This window comes from Aequorivita flava (assembly GCF_038742595.1).
Classification (GTDB): Bacteria; Bacteroidota; Bacteroidia; order Flavobacteriales; family Flavobacteriaceae; genus Aequorivita; species Aequorivita marisscotiae.
This window is the reverse complement of record NZ_JBANCF010000009.1, coordinates 87,174-105,752: the sequence shown is the minus strand read 5'-3', so window position 1 is coordinate 105,752 and position 18,579 is coordinate 87,174. Positions and strand designations below refer to the sequence as shown.

The 18,579-nt window shown below is 37.5% G+C and carries 15 protein-coding genes; 7 read left to right on the top strand and 8 right to left on the bottom strand.

What is annotated here, in order from left to right:
* Positions 1-605: 605 nt before the first annotated feature.
* A complete protein-coding gene (locus VZD24_RS11350; RefSeq protein WP_342687660.1) occupies positions 606-1,790 on the bottom strand; it encodes a T9SS type A sorting domain-containing protein in 1,185 nt (394 codons plus the stop codon).
* 771 nt (positions 1,791-2,561) lie between these two features.
* Between VZD24_RS11350 and VZD24_RS11345 the strand changes: the two genes are divergently transcribed.
* Complete coding sequence (locus tag VZD24_RS11345) at positions 2,562-3,023, top strand: helix-turn-helix domain-containing protein (RefSeq protein ID WP_342687659.1); 462 nt, start codon at positions 2,562-2,564, stop codon at positions 3,021-3,023.
* Positions 2,992-3,576, top strand: a complete 585-nt coding sequence (locus VZD24_RS11340) for a VapC50 family PIN domain-containing toxin (RefSeq protein ID WP_342687694.1) — start codon at positions 2,992-2,994, stop codon at positions 3,574-3,576. The genes VZD24_RS11345 and VZD24_RS11340 overlap by 32 nt, the downstream gene beginning before the upstream one ends.
* An 85-nt stretch (positions 3,577-3,661) precedes the next feature.
* Here VZD24_RS11340 and VZD24_RS11335 read toward each other — a convergent pair whose 3' ends face one another.
* The 4 genes from VZD24_RS11335 to VZD24_RS11320 all read right to left on the bottom strand — a co-directional run bounded on the left by VZD24_RS11335 (position 3,662) and on the right by VZD24_RS11320 (position 5,692).
* Positions 3,662-3,976 (bottom strand): type II toxin-antitoxin system RelE/ParE family toxin, encoded by a 315-nt coding sequence (locus VZD24_RS11335; RefSeq protein WP_279448143.1) that lies wholly within the window; start codon positions 3,974-3,976, stop codon positions 3,662-3,664.
* Positions 3,958-4,200: a hypothetical protein gene (locus VZD24_RS11330; protein ID WP_279448142.1), complete on the bottom strand. Its 243-nt coding sequence runs from the start codon at positions 4,198-4,200 to the stop codon at positions 3,958-3,960. The genes VZD24_RS11335 and VZD24_RS11330 overlap by 19 nt, the downstream gene beginning before the upstream one ends.
* 520 nt (positions 4,201-4,720) lie before the next feature.
* Positions 4,721-5,080, bottom strand: coding sequence for a DUF4411 family protein (locus VZD24_RS11325; protein ID WP_279450267.1), 360 nt, complete (start codon positions 5,078-5,080; stop codon positions 4,721-4,723).
* A gap of 372 nt (positions 5,081-5,452) precedes the next feature.
* Positions 5,453-5,692, bottom strand: coding sequence for a helix-turn-helix domain-containing protein (locus tag VZD24_RS11320; protein WP_342687658.1), 240 nt, complete (start codon positions 5,690-5,692; stop codon positions 5,453-5,455).
* 387 nt (positions 5,693-6,079) lie between these two features.
* On the opposite strand from VZD24_RS11320, the gene VZD24_RS11315 reads away from it, so the two are divergent.
* The 5 genes from VZD24_RS11315 (at position 6,080) to VZD24_RS11295 (ending at position 15,671) form a co-directional block, all read left to right on the top strand.
* Positions 6,080-6,622, top strand: a complete 543-nt coding sequence (locus tag VZD24_RS11315; RefSeq protein WP_342687657.1) for an RNA polymerase sigma-70 factor — start codon at positions 6,080-6,082, stop codon at positions 6,620-6,622.
* A gap of 439 nt (positions 6,623-7,061) precedes the next feature.
* A complete protein-coding gene (locus VZD24_RS11310; RefSeq protein WP_342687656.1) occupies positions 7,062-8,225 on the top strand; it encodes a FecR family protein in 1,164 nt (387 codons plus the stop codon).
* 86 nt (positions 8,226-8,311) lie between these two features.
* Complete coding sequence (locus VZD24_RS11305; RefSeq protein WP_342687655.1) at positions 8,312-11,602, top strand: SusC/RagA family TonB-linked outer membrane protein; 3,291 nt, start codon at positions 8,312-8,314, stop codon at positions 11,600-11,602.
* A 21-nt stretch (positions 11,603-11,623) separates the two neighbouring features.
* Positions 11,624-13,015 (top strand): RagB/SusD family nutrient uptake outer membrane protein, encoded by a 1,392-nt coding sequence (locus tag VZD24_RS11300; protein WP_342687654.1) that lies wholly within the window; start codon positions 11,624-11,626, stop codon positions 13,013-13,015.
* Positions 13,016-13,025: 10 nt separating this feature from the next.
* Positions 13,026-15,671: an alpha/beta hydrolase family protein gene (locus VZD24_RS11295; RefSeq protein WP_342687653.1), complete on the top strand. Its 2,646-nt coding sequence runs from the start codon at positions 13,026-13,028 to the stop codon at positions 15,669-15,671.
* A gap of 51 nt (positions 15,672-15,722) precedes the next feature.
* Here the strand turns inward: VZD24_RS11295 and VZD24_RS11290 are convergent, their stop codons facing one another.
* From VZD24_RS11290 to VZD24_RS11280, 3 genes are all read right to left on the bottom strand, one after another.
* A complete protein-coding gene (locus tag VZD24_RS11290) occupies positions 15,723-15,977 on the bottom strand; it encodes a DUF6520 family protein (protein WP_342687652.1) in 255 nt (84 codons plus the stop codon).
* Between the two features lie 38 nt (positions 15,978-16,015).
* Positions 16,016-17,551 carry a MauE/DoxX family redox-associated membrane protein gene (locus VZD24_RS11285; RefSeq protein ID WP_342687651.1) on the bottom strand — a complete coding sequence of 512 codons (1,536 nt, stop codon included), beginning with the start codon at positions 17,549-17,551 and terminating at the stop codon, positions 16,016-16,018.
* Positions 17,552-17,742: 191 nt separating this feature from the next.
* Positions 17,743-18,423, bottom strand: a complete 681-nt coding sequence (locus tag VZD24_RS11280; RefSeq protein WP_342687650.1) for a hypothetical protein — start codon at positions 18,421-18,423, stop codon at positions 17,743-17,745.
* Between the last annotated feature and the right edge of the window lie 156 nt (positions 18,424-18,579).

The following is an 18,579-nucleotide window of genomic DNA, read 5'->3' as shown; positions in this document are numbered from 1 at the left end:
TTAAGGGTTAAACATAGCCCAAACCTACAACCACAACCCTCCAATACAATTTTTCAAAACACAGATTGCATATTTTTGCATATATCTGCATATTCTTGCACCCGCACAAAATTCACCTTAAAATTCCGAATTACCTCCCCTTCGGGGAGGTCGAAACCGCCATTTCAGGCGGTTTTGGGTGGGGTCTTCCACCCAATAGTACATCGGCGGGTAGGGATTTTGATGATTTTGGGTGTGTTTACTGGTGGTTTCCTAGCCGACGGTAAGGCGGATTGGTGGGGCTATATTGCCCTGCTGGTTTCCGACCAAACAGTAAGTCGAGTGGGTGACTCCTTATCGGCAATTTCCTGTCCAACAGAATCGCAAGCGGGTAGGGACGTAGAACAGTTTCTACCAACCCAAAAAGTATATGGATAGAATTCAGGCCTCCAAATTAAATAATAAAAAACCTCTCAGCAGAAGTTCAAATAATGTTGAAATTGTATTAAATAGAATAGGAAGGCAAATAATGCATATTATAGCACGTGCAGCAAAACAATAATCAGAAGTTGTCTATGTTTCAGAAAATATTAAAGAAAAAGAAGTTTTATAATTCGGTGAAGTTATTATCTAGACCCGCTCTTTACAATTCGGAACACTTTCCTAAAATCCTCAGTAAAAACAGTAACAAAATAAATGCCTTCTGTTAAGTCATCAACCTTTAACTGTGCCTGCTTGGTATCAATAGTGTAATCCTTAATTCTTTTCCCTAAAACCGAATATATTTCAACCTTCGTAATCATTCGATCCAAGTTTATATTCAACACATCTCCAACTGGATTGGGATAATATTGAAGTGAAGTAAAAGCATATTCATTAATAGCGAGATTACAGTCTTCCGTAAATTGGGTTTGTGGTGGCACCAATGTAAAGTTCTGCTCCGCAAAATCTACATCATCTACGCAAATAGTTGATAAATTTGGGTTATTGCTTATAACATTTAAACCCGAGGTAGATGATAATCCGCCATGGGTTACATTTATGCTACAGTCTGTATTGGGCACTAACAACTCATTATTGCCATTTTTTAGATTGATATATTCCAAAGCAGGACAATTGCCAATAAATACGGAACATAAATCGGGATTTTCTGAAAAGTCTATAGTTTCTATGTTATTATTTCCTAGACTTATAATCTTTAGGTTCGGCAGTAGTGAAAAATCCAGATCGTCAATCACAGTACCGTAAATTCCCAGCGCCTCCAAAAGTGGATTAGACGATAAATCCAGAGTTTCAACATTGGTGTCCTCTAGCTTTAAAATTACAAGATTGGGATTGTTTGATAAGTCCACACTTTCCAAACTCCCATAGGCTGCATTCAAAAATTCCAGATTAGGGTGGTTCGAAGTGTCAATTTCTGTGATGTTAGTATTATCTATATATAAAGTAAACAAGGCTGTGTTTTGCGAAATATCAAGACTACTCAAGTTCGTTCTACCAATAACCAATAATTCTAAATCGGGATTATTTGATAAATCTACTGTACTTATTGGGTTTGAGGAGCAGGTTAAACTCGTTATATTTACAAAAGCCTCAATCCCCGTAAGATCCGTTATATTCTTGTCGTGTACAAAAATATTGGTCGCAGCTTCAGCCTCACTTACCTGTATCTCCCCATCTCCATTGGTATCTATAACCGGGTGGTTCTCTAAAAGCGCTTGTTTAAAATTGGCATCCGGAATGTTTACTATCTGTGCCGCCAAAAATTGACCGCTAAAAAGGGTGATTAAAATAAAAAGGAATTGTAACATATAGAAATAGCCTGTGATTGTTTTGCGTCAAATGTATGATTATTTATCATAATTCGTGGTGTCCTAAAAATGTAAGTTTACATAAGTATTAAACGTAATTAATTATGGCAAATGCTATCTAAACAAAAACCCACGCATTGCGGAAAACCGTAAGTGTGGGTTTTTTTTAATTGGGGAGAATATCAAATATAATAATTTTTGGTTAAGTAGGCTATATCATATTAGATGTTATAAAGATAGAAGTAACTTTAAACTTTAAATTCGCTCAGTCAAGTATATCCATAACACTAAAAGTCCATATAGAATCGCCAGAAATACATTGCCTTAAAATTCCAGACTACCTCCCCTCTGGGGAGGTCAAAACTGCCTTTTCCGGCAGTTTCCTGCCCGTCCGGCAGGCGGGTGGGGACATATAAGCTCAGTTTAAACTGAAATTACAGGCATAAATCGAGCCGAATTTACAAATTTGAGGAAGGTGTAGCCCCAAGCCTCATATTGCGCGCTACAATCACCGTAAATAGGTTGATGAGAAAAGGTTATGTTTGTTTAGTTGAGTAGTACGAATGATAATTTACATATTTGAATCGTGGTATTTGAGGCACCCGCAGGTTTTTCCGAAGCGGAACCGAAGGGTGCGGTGGTGTAAGAGGCGCATTCCGTTCCCACTTAGGAGTCGTGCCATCTATTCCTCTATATGATACGTTGTAGTTTTTAAATTTAAAATATATGGCTGTTTCGTTTAATATTGGGTAGAACTATCTAAAAACGGCAGTGACGAAGGAAACTTTCATTAAAATTAATAAACCTTCAAAGGACGAGCAAAAATTAGCTATAGAATCGTATGATGCTTTGACTTCTGTTATTGATCAATTACATTCAAAAAATCCAGAGATTGAAATTCAAGAAACACAAGAGAGGATTAAAATACCTTTAAGTGCCTTAAAGTTTTTAAATGAAATACTAAAAGCAATGAGTCAAGGTAAACCATTTTCATTGGTTCCTGTTGCAACTGAAGTTACAACTCAAAAGGCAGCTGAAATCATAGGTTGTTCAAGACCTCATATAGTTAGGTTGCTGGAAGACGGGCAAATAGAATATACTAAAGTTGGTAAACACAGAAGAATTAAGTTCGAAGATGTTATGAGATATAAAAAGAATATGAAGAAAATTCAGAAACAAAATATTATTGATATTATGAAGTCTGACGAAGAATTGGGACTATATAATTCATAGCGTTAGATTTAAATGTGTTTTAGATACCAATGTAATTTATCCAATTGAAATCCGGGACCTGTTATTTTGGTTTGCCTATTATAATTTGTTTACTCCAAAATGGAGTACACATATTTTTAATGAATGGAAAGCGGTGATGTCAAGAAAAGGTATTAATGAGGTAGAAGCAAATAAAAGAGTAGATAGAGTAAATAAAGCGTTCCCAGATGCTTTAGTTAAAAATTATTCTGGTTTAGTTGGTAGTTTAGAATTACCTGACCCTAAAGACAGACATGTACTTGCAGCAGCAATTAAAACAAATGCAAATGTTATTGTAACAAACAATATAAAGGATTTTCCTAAAGAATATTTATCGTCTTTTGGGTTAACAGTAAAAACAGCGGATGATTTTTTGACAGATATAATCGATTTAAATCCGGAACAGGCAGTTAAAGCTTTTAAAGAATTAGTTTTAAATAGAAGAAATCCAGATTTGGATGAGTTTCAAGTTTTAGATATACTTAGAAAGAGAGGGTTAAAAGATACTGCCGATTTTCTTCATTCCCAGTTGTAGTCAATCAAATTATTGCCAAGGGTACCGTCAAGATAAGTGCAGAAATTCAATATTATTGCAATCGCGCGGCAGTGCGGGGGCAACCTTATTTTTTGTTTTCCAAAATTTTCAACAGTTTTTTAGGATTTTGTCGGTTATCCCAAATTGCTGTTATTATTATTTCTTTATCATTAAATTTATAGAAAATGCTGAAATTCCCAAGTGAAGCTACTCTCGTATCTGTAAAATCAGTCACTTTGAAAATTAATGGTTGTTCGGCTATTTGTTTTGTTCTTTCCGAAACTAATTTCAAGAGTTTTTTTGAATATGTGTTCGATTTATTTCTATTTACCCAATATTCTAAAATTCCTACAAATTGAAGGTCGGCTGTTCTAGTCCAAATTACATTGCGTTTAGCCATTCTAGATTTCTTTTATCCATAGCTTCTTGAGAAATCAGTTTTCCTTCTTTAATATCCTGTTCACTCATTTCGAGCATAATTTTTTGTTCTTTCGTCAATTCAATAATATCAGATTCCGAAGAACTTGAAGTGATTAATTTGTCTAAAGCGACTAAAAAATCTTTATTCCTAATGGATAATATCTTGTCTATCAGTCCGTTTCGTATATTATCTACAGTTGCCATTTTACTTAAGTTTAAGTTATAAATATCCGAAAAGTTTCTTGTTTTTCCTAATGTTGCACAACATGCGTATATACAACATAAAAGTGACGTATATATCGCACTTGTAGCTCGTTGTAGTTTTGTTTGTCTTTTTCAAATATAAGTCAAAATCCGTTTCCGCTTATACGGAAAACCGTAATAGTGTGTATTTTAACCAGGGAGAATACCAAATATAAATATTTTGTCGGTTTCAAAAGCCAATGAAAAGCAATATAAATGCAACAATAAATTGATACGCTTTCTGATTCAATTTTGCTTGGTAAAGGCGCTAGTGGGAATGAAATATAATGTTGTGGCACACGCGATGCTCCCCAAGTCTCGGGAGCGCGGTGGCGGGGGTTAAGCATTCCTTCTAAGGATCCCAAATCTTACCCATTTTCAAATCTGAACAAAAAATAAAGCCGCTTAAAGCGGCTTATATGAGTTGGGTTTTTATAAATTATGGGGTTGTGCAACGGTTGCCGTTGCTGTACGCTGGCTTTTATTTGAATTCAATGTCAATACCTTGATAGATTTTTAATAAATCAGGTAGTGTCATTACTTTAATGTCAAGCATCTTACAGATAGAAGGTATTTTTTTAAATGCTTTGTGGTCATTTCCATTTTCAGATTCTTCCGTAATGATAACAATTTCCTCCTTTTCACTTTTCTTTATCAAAGCAAGTATTATCATTCTTGCATCAGCTGTTTCTAAAAATTCTTTTTTACGCTCTTCAAATTCAGCATCATTAAGTCGTCTCGATAAAGGTGTTCTGAAATTATCATTTAAAAGGTTGTAAAATTTCTTTGTTGAAGGTGGAAGTAAATCTTTTGTTTTTAAAGGAAGCTTACATGTTAAAATTGAGTTACTTTAATGCGATATGTTTGCATAATTCAGTTTATTCAAATAATGCCAAAAGGTAAAACAGTATCTCCAGAAACAAATTATCTTAAAACTCAAGCCTACCTTCCCTCTGGGGAGGTCAAAACAGCCCTTTCTGGCAGTTTCCTGCCCGTCCGGCAGGCGGGTGGGTGGGGACAATTCTGGGTGGAAATAAAATGTGGCACAGTTTGAACCGAAATAACCAAATCCAACCAATTAACAAGACCGTTATTGTTCCGAATGCAATAATTGTCAAATATGAGAGTCGCATTCCTATTGTTATTAAAAATCCATTCAGCCATTATTTGCTTTTTAATTAATCCCTATTCGTTACTGCTTTAAAAAATGAAATCAAGTTAAAGGACACTCAGGCCAAAAATCCTTAGGCGAACAATCTAAAACTTTAGCTATTTCGTTCAAGTGATTAATATTGTATTTGGCTTTTTTGGAAGGAGCTTCTCTATCACCAATAAAACCTACCCCTTTATTCAGTGCAAGAGATAATTTTTCTTGACTTAATCCTTTAGCAATTCGAACTTCTTTTACTCTTTGAATAACAAAAAGTTCGATACCTGTTAAATTTGTAGCCATAGAATACAAATAGCTTCAAAATCATAGATATTTTCAACGGACTATAGTCCATATTTAAATATTTTTATTATTTTTGTTGATATTATATATTTGCGATTCTTCTAAGAGCAAAAAACTAGAAGCATTCGCTTTGAATCTCGAACTGAAAACTGGCGTTTTTAAAACCACGAGAGGATAAGTAGAAGGCTCACGTCCCGGGCGTGGGCTCTCTTATCGTGGTAAGGTATGCCAGTACCCCAGTTCGATAAGTTGAGTTCCGCGCCTACTTTTTTCTACGGATTTTAATACCAGAGAGAATTGTGGTGTAACTTAATTCAAGAGCCTTGTTTATAAGGTAAGAACGGTGCCGATAGTGCTGGGGAAACATTCCCTTTAAACCGCAATGCTATGCCTAGGTATTTATCACATCCAAAGGATTTGGAGGGGTACGAGTCACTTTTTGAGACTCTCTATCCGCCCTTGTGCCTATTTGCCAATAAATACCTTAATGATATGGATGCTTCCAAAGACATCGTTCAAGAGGTTTTTATAAAAATATGGGAGAAGCAACCGGTATTTACCAACCACAACACTACCAAAGCCTACTTTTATACCACCGTCAAAAACCATTGCCTCAACTACTTAAAAAGCAAACACCATAAAGCAATCACCAATGCTGCTACCTCAGATAACGAACTCCAACAGTCGGAAGATTATTTTTTCGCCGAACTGGTTTCGGCAGAAACCTATGTTCAATTATATAAGGCAATAGACACCCTTCCAAAAAAAGCAGCCAAAGTAATTTCCCTTTCACTAAATAACTATACCACTAACGAAATCGCCGAAGAACTCAACATCACCCCAAGTACCGTAAGAACCCAAAAAAGCCTAGCCTATCAAAAACTTAAAGGCCTATTGACCCCTCTAAAATATTTTCTTTCATTTTTATGAATACTGAATGTAATGCCTAAGCTGGCATATTTAACTAATCAACAATTTGTAACGATCTTGACGGATATTTTCTTCGCTCCCTTTAGGAACGGGGTAAACGAAGAAAGTAAATTGATAAATTAGGTCAAACATAAAGTAATTAAAATATTGGTGGTCCAATTAAAATATTACAAAACTCTGTTTAGCCAAGGATAGCGGGTTTTTAAAGCATTTTTATCATGAGAGACCTTGCTATTAGATTCAATTCTGAGAAATAGAAACTAGAAAGCATGCTGAATCAATCTAGCCTAATTATCAAGCTATTAAAGAATAAGTCTTACACCTTTCAGCGAAGCGGTCTTAAATCTTAGTCGGACACGACTAAATCAAATTCAATTTTTCCAATTTATTTTTAGACACTTTCCAATTTTCGTTGTTATAGAGGTACAAAGAAACTACAATGACAATCCACGACCGTCTATTTGCCTTGGCAAACAAATTGGCCAAAAGCCTTTCCAAAGGAGAAAAAACTGCTGCCCTTAATGAGGCTGAATTCCTTAGTAAGGAAACCAAAAACCGTATTGAGAAAAATCTCTCTGAGGAAAATATCCAGGAACAACAACTCAAACTAGCGGAAATAGATATTGCCAACGACTGGGAAAAAGTGGCCAACAGATTACAAAAACCCACAAGAAAACCCACAAGAGCCCTACTGCCTAAGCTATATAAAGTGGCCGCCATAGCCTTGTTATTGTTTTCTATCTCATTTTTCACCTACAATCTCATTCAAAAATCTGGACAAGAAGCTTCAGTGCAAATAGCCATTGAACCAGGAACAAATAAGGCTCTCTTGACTTTAGAAGACGGTACAAAAGTAGCATTAAGCTCTGAGACTCCTTTCAAAAACAAGATCGCCCAAACCAAAGGCGACAGGTTGGAATACAATCAAATCAATACTCAATTACATACCGTCTTTAATTATTTGTCGGTACCAAGAGGAGGCCAATATCGTCTAACCCTCGCCGATGGCACCGAAATATGGTTGAATGCCGATACAAAGATAAAATACCCCGTGGCTTTCCAGCCCGGAAAAACCCGTACCGTGGAACTATTATATGGTGAAGTTTATTTGGATGTTTCCCCGAGCACCATGCATCAAGGAGATGCCTTTAAAATTATTTCACAAGAACAGGAGGTGGAAGTAATTGGTACTGAATTTAACCTTAAGGCTTATGAAGAAGAGACAAAAATATACACCACCTTGGTAGAAGGAAAGGTACGGATTATTGCAAATGGCAAACAAGCTTATCTCAATCCTAGTGAGCAATCCATCTTGGACTTAAACTCAGGCCAGTTGTCAAAATCCCAGGTCGATGTAAATTACGACACCGCATGGATTAGGGGCTATTTTTATTTTAAAGATAAGCCACTTAAAGAGATTATGCAAGTCTTGGCCAGATGGTATGTTGTACAAATTTCCTTCGACTCCCCCGAGTTGGAAAAGGTAAAATTCAGCGGTTTATTAAGTAAAAAGCAAACAATTGAAGCAATATTGGACGGAATCAAAAACACTAACAGTATAAACGCCTATGAGATAAAAAACAACACCATGACCATTAGATAAAAAAAAAGGAGAAGAGCCACTACCTGGAAAGTAAAAAACTCAACTCCCATAATAATTGGAATATTAACCAATCAATTCACAAATTTATGGAAATTAAATTAATAAAAGTGCTTGCACTTCAAGCAAGCTATCTCCCGAAAATTATCGCGAGAACTCTACTGCTTTTAAGTTGTGCAATCATCTTTGGCTTCTCACCAAATCCCCTGACTTCTCAAAACCCCAAAATTACGATTGATCAGGATAGGACAGTTACCATCTTTGAAGTCTTTGAAATAATTGGCAAACAGACAGAATGTACCTTCATCTACCAATCAAATATTTTTAAGAATTTGCCCAAAATAGAACTCAAAAAAGGCACCGTAAAGGTAAATGAGCTCTTAAAGCAATGCCTTCCCCCGAAAGATTTTAATATTATCACAACAAAAGATAATTACATTACCATTACCCGCCGAATTAGCAAAGCATTTCAACAAAACAATATTAAAGGAGTAGTAACAGACTCCTTGGGTATTGGCATGGCTGGCGTGAACATTATTATAAAAAACACTTACAAAGGCACGCAGAGCGATTTGGATGGACACTACAGCATAATAGCCCATCCTTCCGATACCTTAGTCTTCACCTATTTAGGCTATAAAACACAAGAAGTACGAGTAGGGGATAGGTCGAATATCTCAATTGTAATGGCGCCAGATGCCACCGCCCTTGACCAAGTGGTGATAAACGCTGGCTATTATAAAGTTTCTGATAAGGAGAAAACAGGGAGCATTGCTAGAGTTTCTGCAGCGGAGATTGAAAAACAACCTGTCGCCAATCCCTTGGCTACTTTACAAGGAAGACTGACGGGGGTTGAGGTCGTTCAAAATAGCGGGGTACCAGGAGGAGATTTTAATATCCGAATTCGGGGCCGCAATAGTATAAGGGCAGATGGTAGTGAGCCGCTTTATATAGTAGATGGGGTGCCATATCCATCGCAATCTCTTGGTAATAGTTCCATTTCAAATGTATTGGGTAGTGCTCAGAGCCCGTTAAATGGCATTAGCCCAACCGATATTGCAAGTATTGAAATACTAAAAGATGCTGATGCCACCGCCATTTATGGATCACGAGGTGCCAATGGGGTAGTGCTTATTACAACAAAACGAGGTAAAATAGGGAAAGCGGAATTTACCGTAAGTAGTGAAAGTGGTATGGGAAAAATTGCCCGTAGGCAGCAATTGCTGAATACTCAAGAGTATCTGGCATTGCGGAGGGAGGCCTTTGCCAATGATGGCATTGAAGATTATCCCCCATTTGAATATGATATTAATGGTACTTGGGACCAAAACCGATATACCGATTGGCAAAAAGTGCTATATGGCGGCACGGCCTATTTCAAACGTACACAGGCTAGCGTGAGTGGTGGGAATGCCGAAACCCGCTTTTTGCTTCGTGGTAGTCACCAAAAAGAAACTACGGTTTTTCCTGGAGACTTTGACTATAAGAAGAATTCTGTTTTGGGAAATGTCAACCATCAAAGTAAAGATGACAAGTTTACGCTTCAGTTTACTGGTAACTATGTTTCCGATAAAAACACGCTTCCTACTACTTCTTTTGTTTTTCAAAGTAAAACCTTAGCTCCAAATGCACCTGCATTGTATGACGAAAATGGAGCGTTAAACTGGGAAAATGGCACTTTCAGTAATCCTTTGGCGTTACTAAACGCAGCATATCTGTCAGGTACATCTAATCTTACAGGGAGTGGATTTTTAGCATATAAAGTTCTTAGCAGTTTGTCTATAAAAGCAAATTTTGGGTATAACGAAATGCACCTTGATGAAAGCAGGACATCCCCAAATACCGTATACGACCCTGCCTATGGTTTAGACAGTAGTTTTTCCTCAGTAACCTTTAATAATGCCAAACGCAGTTCGTGGATAGTGGAGCCTCAGTTAGAATACAAAAATGAATTTGGAAAGCTTGCGCTACAGTTGCTTTTCGGAACTTCTTTCCAAACAGAAACATCCAAAAGAACCATTACCTATGCAGAGGGCTTTACTACCAACAACCTTATCTACGATCCTTCGGCAGCATCCTATTTAGCCATAAATTCTAATGCCGAAGAGGAGTATAGGTATAATGCCATTTTTGGTCGCTTTAATCTTAATTGGAACAAAAAGTATATTCTAAACCTTACGGGTAGAAGGGACGGCTCCAGCCGTTTTGGACCAGGAAAACAGTTTGCAAACTTCGGGGCGGTGGGGGCTGCATGGCTTTTTAGCGAAGAAAATTTTATTAGGGAATCCCTTAATTTTTTAAGTTTTGGTAAACTGCGTGGCAGTTACGGCAGTAGTGGTAATGACCAAATAGGGAATTATCAATATCTCGATACTTATGTGGGCAGTGGGCTAAGCTACCAAGGAATCCCAGGGCTACAACCTTCCCAACTCTTTAACCCCACTTTTGGATGGGAGAGCAACAGGAAGTTGGAAATGGCTTTGGAGTTAGGGTTTTTAAAGAATCGAATTTTCTTTTCAGCAGCTTATTATCGAAATCGATCTTCTAACCAATTGGTGGGAATACCCTTGCCTGGTACTACTGGTTTCGCCTCGCTGAATGCCAATCTAGACGCCACTGTAGAAAACACAGGCTTTGAGGTGGAGCTCAACACCATAAATATTGAAAATAAGCACTTGCAGTGGAGCACAGGAATAAACCTCACTGTGCCGCGAAATAAGCTCATATCCTTTCCCGGCCTTGCCGAATCTACCTATGCTAACCAGTATGTGGTAGGAGAACCTTTAGATGTGGCCTTACTGTATAACTATTTAGGAGTTGACGCGGATACGGGTCTATACACCTTTCGAGATTATGATGGAGATGGTCAAATTACAACACCCAACGATCTCAAAAAAGCTGTTTACAGAGGGGTAGATTATTTTGGAGGGCTTTCCAATACCATTACTTATAAGGGAATATCGCTAGATTTTCTGTTGCAGTTTGTAAAACAAACGGGGTGGACTTCTGAATACACCTCTGGGATGCCGGGGACACGTACTAATCAGTCTGTGGATATTTTGGACCATTGGCAAAACCCCGGAGATATTTCCAATACCCAGTTGCTCACAGCAGGTTATAACGACGAGGCGGCCATTGCCTTTTGGCATTACCAAAACAGTAGTGCCGTAATAGGAGATGCCTCATATATACGCCTTAAAAACCTATCGCTTTCCTATCAAATACCAGAAAATAAATTGGGACTTGGGTGTAGGGTTTATGTGCTGGGGCAAAACCTATTAACAATAACCGATTTTAAAGGAGCGGACCCCGAAAGCCGAAGTGCGGAGCAGTTGCCCCCCTTGCGGATGCTGAGCCTTGGAACTGAAATAAAATTTTAACAACACAAAATACTAATAATTATGAAAACCGAACTAAATATAAAGAAGCTCACCCTGTATCGATTTATGGGGGTTGCCATGCTATTGTTCCTATTTGCCTGCCAAGAATTTGTGGAAGTGGAAACGCCCAACTATTTACTTACAGGAGAGAATGTGTTTACCGATAAGCAAACGGTTGAGGCAGCTATTGTAGGTATCTATGGCCAATTGCGATCAAACCTTCTACTTACAGGTGCCACCCAAGGAATGAGTAACCTTATGGGTACTTATGCAGATGAGATTGACTTTTATGGCGATAGCAGTTTGCCTGACGATGCCTTTTTTAGGAATACTCTTTTGGCATCAGACGCCACCGTAGCAGAAATTTGGAACGGATGCTATAATCAAATATATGCCGCCAACGCCATTATTGAGGGAGTGGAGGGTTCTGCCTATTTTACTACTGAAGAAGCTGTTCAATTTTCTGGGGAGGCAAAGTTCCTCAGGGCGTTGATCCATTTTTATCTCTTTAACCTCTATGGCGATGTGCCTTATATAACCACCACCAACTATCTTGTAAACCAGTCGGTAAAAAGGGATGATAGCGAAACGGTATATGGAAATATCATTGCCGACCTACTTTATGCCAAAGATAATTTACCCGAAACAGATGCTAGCGGGGAACATGTGCGGGCAAATGCACGTACTGCCCGTGCTCTTTTGGCACGTGTATACCTTTACACAGGGCAATGGCAACAGGCCGCAGATATGGCTACTTCGGTTGTTAGTGAATCGACTTGGGAACCCAATCTTGAAAATGTATTTATAAAGGAGAGTACTTCCATACTTTTTCAGCTGATGCCGCAATTTGAGGGAATGAACACCTTAGAGGCAGAGACCTTTATCTTCGAAACGGCACCACCACCTGCAAGGGCACTTACGCAAGGATTGATGGATTCTTTTGAAGCGAATGACCTGCGTAGGGATATATGGACCGCTGGCGTTTCAGGTGGCGGCCCTACTTTTTATTATCCGTTTAAGTACAAACATCGGGCAGGCGAAGGAAGTAATGCGGAGTATTCCGTTATTCTAAGATTGGCAGAACAGTATTTAATACGTGCTGAGGCCCGTGCGAAAATAGGCGACATTGCTGGTGCGCATGCAGATTTAAACAAAATAAGGGAACGTGCAGGTCTTCCGGCTACCACCGCCGCAGGTACAGAGGAGCTTTTACAGGCAATACTTCAGGAAAGAAGAGTAGAACTTTTTACCGAGCACGGGCATCGGTTTTTTGACCTAAAGCGCACTGGAAACCTAGATTTGTTTTTGGGAAGTGTAAAACCAGGCTGGAATAGTACCGATAATTTATTTCCGCTACCCGAGAAGGAGCTTCTTACCAACCCGAACCTTCAGCCCCAAAATGCAGGTTACTAAAAAGTTTACAATGAAAAATCTTAGATTACTTTGGATTAGCATACAAGGAGTAGTTTTTTTCATTCTTTTCTGTTTGGCTTGCCCCGTATGGGGGCAGGTCACAGAAAAGAAAGATCTTACGCCAGAGGATTTTGGACAATGGCACCATTTGTTTAACCCAAAAATTTCCGATAACGGGAAATGGGCCTCCTTTCTTCTATCTTATGAAAAAGCCGAGGATACATTAGTACTTCAGAATACAGAAAACAAAACAAAAATCTACCTCCCAAATGGAACCGAGGAACATTTTTTTGGCAATAAATGGTTTGTCTATAAAAAAGGGAGCAGCCTAAAAGCTTTTGATCTGGAACAAGGCACAACCCATAACATTCCCGATGTTGTAGATTATAGCCTTACACCTGATAACGAATATTTGATTTCCTTATCAGTGAAAGTTATAGATGGAGAAAAAAGTGAAAGGAAACTGCAGCTATTGAAATTGGGTGCAGAAACTAGATTTAAAATAAATAATGTTGAGGATTTCGCTCTTAACGAAAGAGGAGATTTCTTGGCCTATACTATAAAGGAAGCTGAAAAATGGAGCTTAAAAGTTATTGAAATTAAAAAGAGCAATAACCCGAAAACCTTGCTAAGTGGCAATAAAGGACCATTTAGACGTATGGTGTGGGGACCAAAAAATGATTTGGCTTTTTTAGAAAATTCTGACGATGGCAATAGTAATAAGGTTTTTTGGTTTAAAGACGTTAAACAGAATTTAGCCCCCAGAATATTTGATGCAAATACTAGAATGGATATAGATCGAGGGTTAGTCGTTTTAGATAATCCATCTACTTTTCTACGCTTCTCGGACGATGGGGAAAGGCTATTCTTCCATCTAAAAAAAAGACCATATACAAGCCAAAGGGATAACCATGGTTCTACAGTGCAGGTTTGGAATGCTAAGGATAAGCTTATATATCCAGTTTATAACGGTAATGAAGACTTTTTTAAAGACCCTCCTTTTATGGTATGTTGGAATGGAGAAAGCGACGCCATCTATTCTATGGGAGATAATGAAAGTTCAAGGGGTTTATTCATTGATAGTGCCGACTATTTGTTCACCCACAGTTTATTGGATGACATGCTTGCCTATGATGATGGCCGTGCCGATACACCGATTAATGTTTACAATTTGAAAAATGGCAGTAAACGTTTTGTGATGTGGCGTAAACCCTATATGCCCATTAAAGTTTCACCATCTGGAAAGTATCTAGCCTATTTCGATGAAAAGGATTGGTGGGTTTATGATGCTGAAAAGAACACACACACCAATATCACAAAAAATATTGCAGCAACTTTCAAGGATGAGGCGTACGATTGGGCTGGAGTAGTGCCATCCTACGGTCTTGCAGGATGGACAGCTAAGGACAGCACGGTATTACTTTATGATAAATACGATTTATGGGAGATAACTTTAGATGGAGCAAAGGCAAAAAGGCTCACTCAAGGGAGAGAGAATAATAAAACCTACCGAGCCATAAATACTGGAGAATACGTGTCAACTGGGGATGGGTATTTAATGGGAATTATTAATCTTGAGAAAGGTATTACCCTGTTAGCTGAAGATTGGAATGGAAAAACAGGATATTATTTTATGTCTAGAGGTAGTAATTTGAAGCCTATAGTTGAAGTGGATGCTAAAGTAGATTGGATTCAAAAATCGAAAAATACAGATGCCTTTTTGTACACTATAGAAAAATTCGATTTGCCCCCTAAATTAATATTAACGGATATTCGAAAGCAAGTCTCAATGGATCTTCATTCAAGTAATCCTCAGCAGGAAAATTATAAATGGGGCAAATCAGAGCTTGTGAAATATTCTATTTCTGAAAAAGGAAATCTTAAAGGAGCACTATTTTATCCTGCGGATTTCGACCCTCAAAAACGATATCCCATGGTCGTTTTTATTTATGAAAGAATGAGTGGTACCTTGAATAAGTATGAAAATCCTACCATGTTCACAGGTGCTGACATCAACATTACCAATCTTACCTTAAGAGGATATTTTGTTTTTTGTCCAGATATAGTTTATAAAATCAATGAGGTAGGCAAATCTGCACTTGAATGCGTGGAGGCGGGAGTTGCAGCGGTTTTAAAAACTGCACCGGTTGATAAGTCAAGAATAGGACTTTTTGGACACTCATTTGGAGGCTATCAAACTTCCTTTATAATTGGGAATACAGATATATTTGCAACGGCAATAAGCGCGTCGGCTATACACGACTTAAAAAGTTTTTACTTTTCCATTGCTTGGTTATGGGATTTACCGCAGACTGCTAGGTTTTTAAATTCACAGTTACGTTTTAATGAAACTTACTTTAAAATTCCCCTTTTATATCAAAAGAATTCCCCAATAAATTATGCCCCATTTATAAGTACACCCTTATTAACCATAACTGGAGAGAAGGATACAAACATAAATTGGGAACAATCCATAGAAATGTACAATGCCCTTAGGATATTAAATAAGGAGCATATTATGTTATTCTACCCCAACGAAGGACATGATTTTTATAAAGAAGAAAATCAAATAGACATGACCCATAAACGTTGGCAATGGTTTGATCATTATTTGAAAAGGGAACCAGCGAAGCCTTGGATGAAGGAATTTAAATAGGAGAGAAAAGGCTGGAAACTCCAGCCTTTTCTTTCAATAACCCTGAGATATTTATGGTTTATATAGCTCAACATTACAGGCAGTATGCATGCTATTCCAGCCAAATGCTTGTTGTAATGAGGCATTTCTGCACACAGGCCCACCAAATGGCGAACAATCTACCGCGATTCTACAAGGTGCGGGTGCATCAATATATCCTGGCGTGGCCAAGACATTATTTGCCCCCGAATTACTGGCAAAAGCACTTGCAATTGCAATGGCGAATACCGCTATGGGCAAGAGCCATTTTTTTCTCATTGTTTTCATGATATAAAAATTTAATTAATAATTATGCCTACTCTTTTCTACAGGTTTTCGGTCTCATCCCTGGCTTCGCGCAAAGTATTTTCATCTCTAATGAAGTTTAGATATTTATCTTTTATGGCAAATTGATATAAATGGGAGCCTATTAAGGCATATATATTTCTACCATAAACCGTGAAGGAAAGCAACTTCTCCTTTTTATTGTAATACAGATAAAAACTGAATTCATAGGTTTGATCATGAATATTATAGACATCCATGATTGCAGCGTTTTCTATAATTTCCTCTGGTTCGTATTTACCTAAACGATCTGAATTAACAAACAGGTAGTTTCCATAACTGGCCGTTAAACCGTTTATACGAACAGATTTTCCTCCTAATTGTCTTTGTTGGGAAGAGGTTAGTTTCTTAACGTCAATTTGTGGTACTTGAATGGTGTCAATTGTATTTTGGTTTTGAATTTCTGTTAGATTAGGAGATGCTACTAAAAATTGATTTTTATAGTAGTACACATAAATCACTTTATGAAGTTGACTATTAACCAAGAGCTGTCCGTCCCTATCAAAATAGCCATCTATATTGCCTTTTAGCACGTCTGTGTATAGTTGAACCTTAGAAATAGAACCCATCTCAATAGTCCCTAAAATGTTGTTACCGGTATTACTACTAATAGTGCGAATAACTAATTCCTCGGCACTTACTGGTTCGGCAATGGTAAAAAAGGCTTTTGGGTAAAAGGTTTTTTGAACCACCCAATCTTTTATGCTGCCAGCATGAATTATAGGCACTGTGCCATCAAACAGAAAAAAGGTACTGTCTATAATTCGCAGACGTGGATATTTATAGTCTATATTGCTTTTCGGTAATTGGATGTGATAATAAATAGTATCCATAAGGTTGTTTGAAACTTGCAGCACTTGCTTAGGTGCCGTGAAATTTCCAAGATAGAGCTGTTTGTCATTTCCTCCGGCAAAATAATAGGAGTTATAAGTAAGGTCAAGAGTGTCTTTGGGCACTATTGGATGATGTGGATAGCGTCTTATAAAGGCATTATTCCGATGCATCTTCTTCTCAGAAAAAGCAAACAGCAAAGTCACTATCCCAATTCCAATAATGGCAAGGGTGGCAAGCAAAAACAAGGTCTTTTTTAATCTATACAAGCCCATGACCAAGACCGCCACCCCTGCCAGGAATATGAAAATTACATTAAAAATTAGATGCTGCGTCCAACTCAATTTTTCTAAAACCCCACCGCAAGAGCAAGGTATAAAATCAGAGAAATTAAGTATGATAAATATATAGGCCGTAAACATTACCATTAGGGTAAAGGCGGCATAGAGGGCTATTATTCTAAATTTAGGAACCACCAATAACACGGCAATAATTATTTCTATCCCCGGGACCAGCCATGCTATAAGTTCAGCATATGCACTGAGTAGGGGAGACTGCGCTAGTTGTACGGTAAAAACTTCAAAGTCCAATAACTTACTAACAGCAGCGTATAAAAAGAGCAATATAAACAGATAGCTAATTACCTTGATTACAGTGCTTGTAAGCACTGATTCTTTATCTATCAAAAACATAATTTTAAGTTTGTGTTTTTACATAGATAAAATTAGGAAGCTAAAATGAAATAGACTCTGCAAAACCAACTGATAATTAAATGATTAGTGCTAAAAATTTATAGATTATCCTTTAATAATTAGGCTTTAAAACCTAAGCTATTTTTACAGAAAGCTAAGTAACTGTAGAAGTGTTAATGCAAGTTTTATATAAATTGCTGTGTTTTTACTTCTTTTATCAAATCAGTATCAGTTTTTCCTGATAGATTAAATAGTTCCTTGAGCCTACTCCTTTTCTTTAAGATGGTGGAGTGGGAGAGATGCACTTTTTTTGGCAGTGAAGTTACAGCGGTACCAAGATGTAGCTCGTACAATATGGCATAATCGGCATCGTCCATAGTTTCAAACGTTCCTATAAACTTTCGTATCAACAACATGATATTTCTACTGTAGTACACTTCATTTTTAATAACTGCATTTAATGCCCTCATTATCGATTCTTGATCACAATCCGTAACCTCCAGTATACCTTGTGGATTTATCTTTTTTAATACTTTACGCAGTGAGTAAACAGTATTATTTTGCGTAATTACCACAATTCGTGTCTTTGGATTTTTCTTTTTTAAGGCTGATAGTAGGGCAGTGGCAGTAGAGTATCTCTCATTACCATGCATCGGAAATTCTAAATTAACCCAAACAAAATAAAAGTCATTACTTGTAATTAATTCGCTTAGAGTTGGTCTATTGGTTTCAATATCACTTATTTCATAACCTATTAAATTTAATATCGGGTTGTTCTCTTTTAAATGCCTTAAACCATTGTGGAACCCATCTTTTAAAAATAAAATGTGTTCAATAAAAAGATATTTCAATGTCTTGGTCGTCACAGTTTCTATTATTTATCAGAAGTGTCATTTTAATTTACATCAATCATGATACATCCTATGTCGCACAGGGAAGCAGTCTTTAATCTTTCAGCAAAGCGGTCTTTAGTCTTTCAGCAAAGCGGTCTTAAGTCTTTCAGCAAAGCGGTCTTAAGTCTT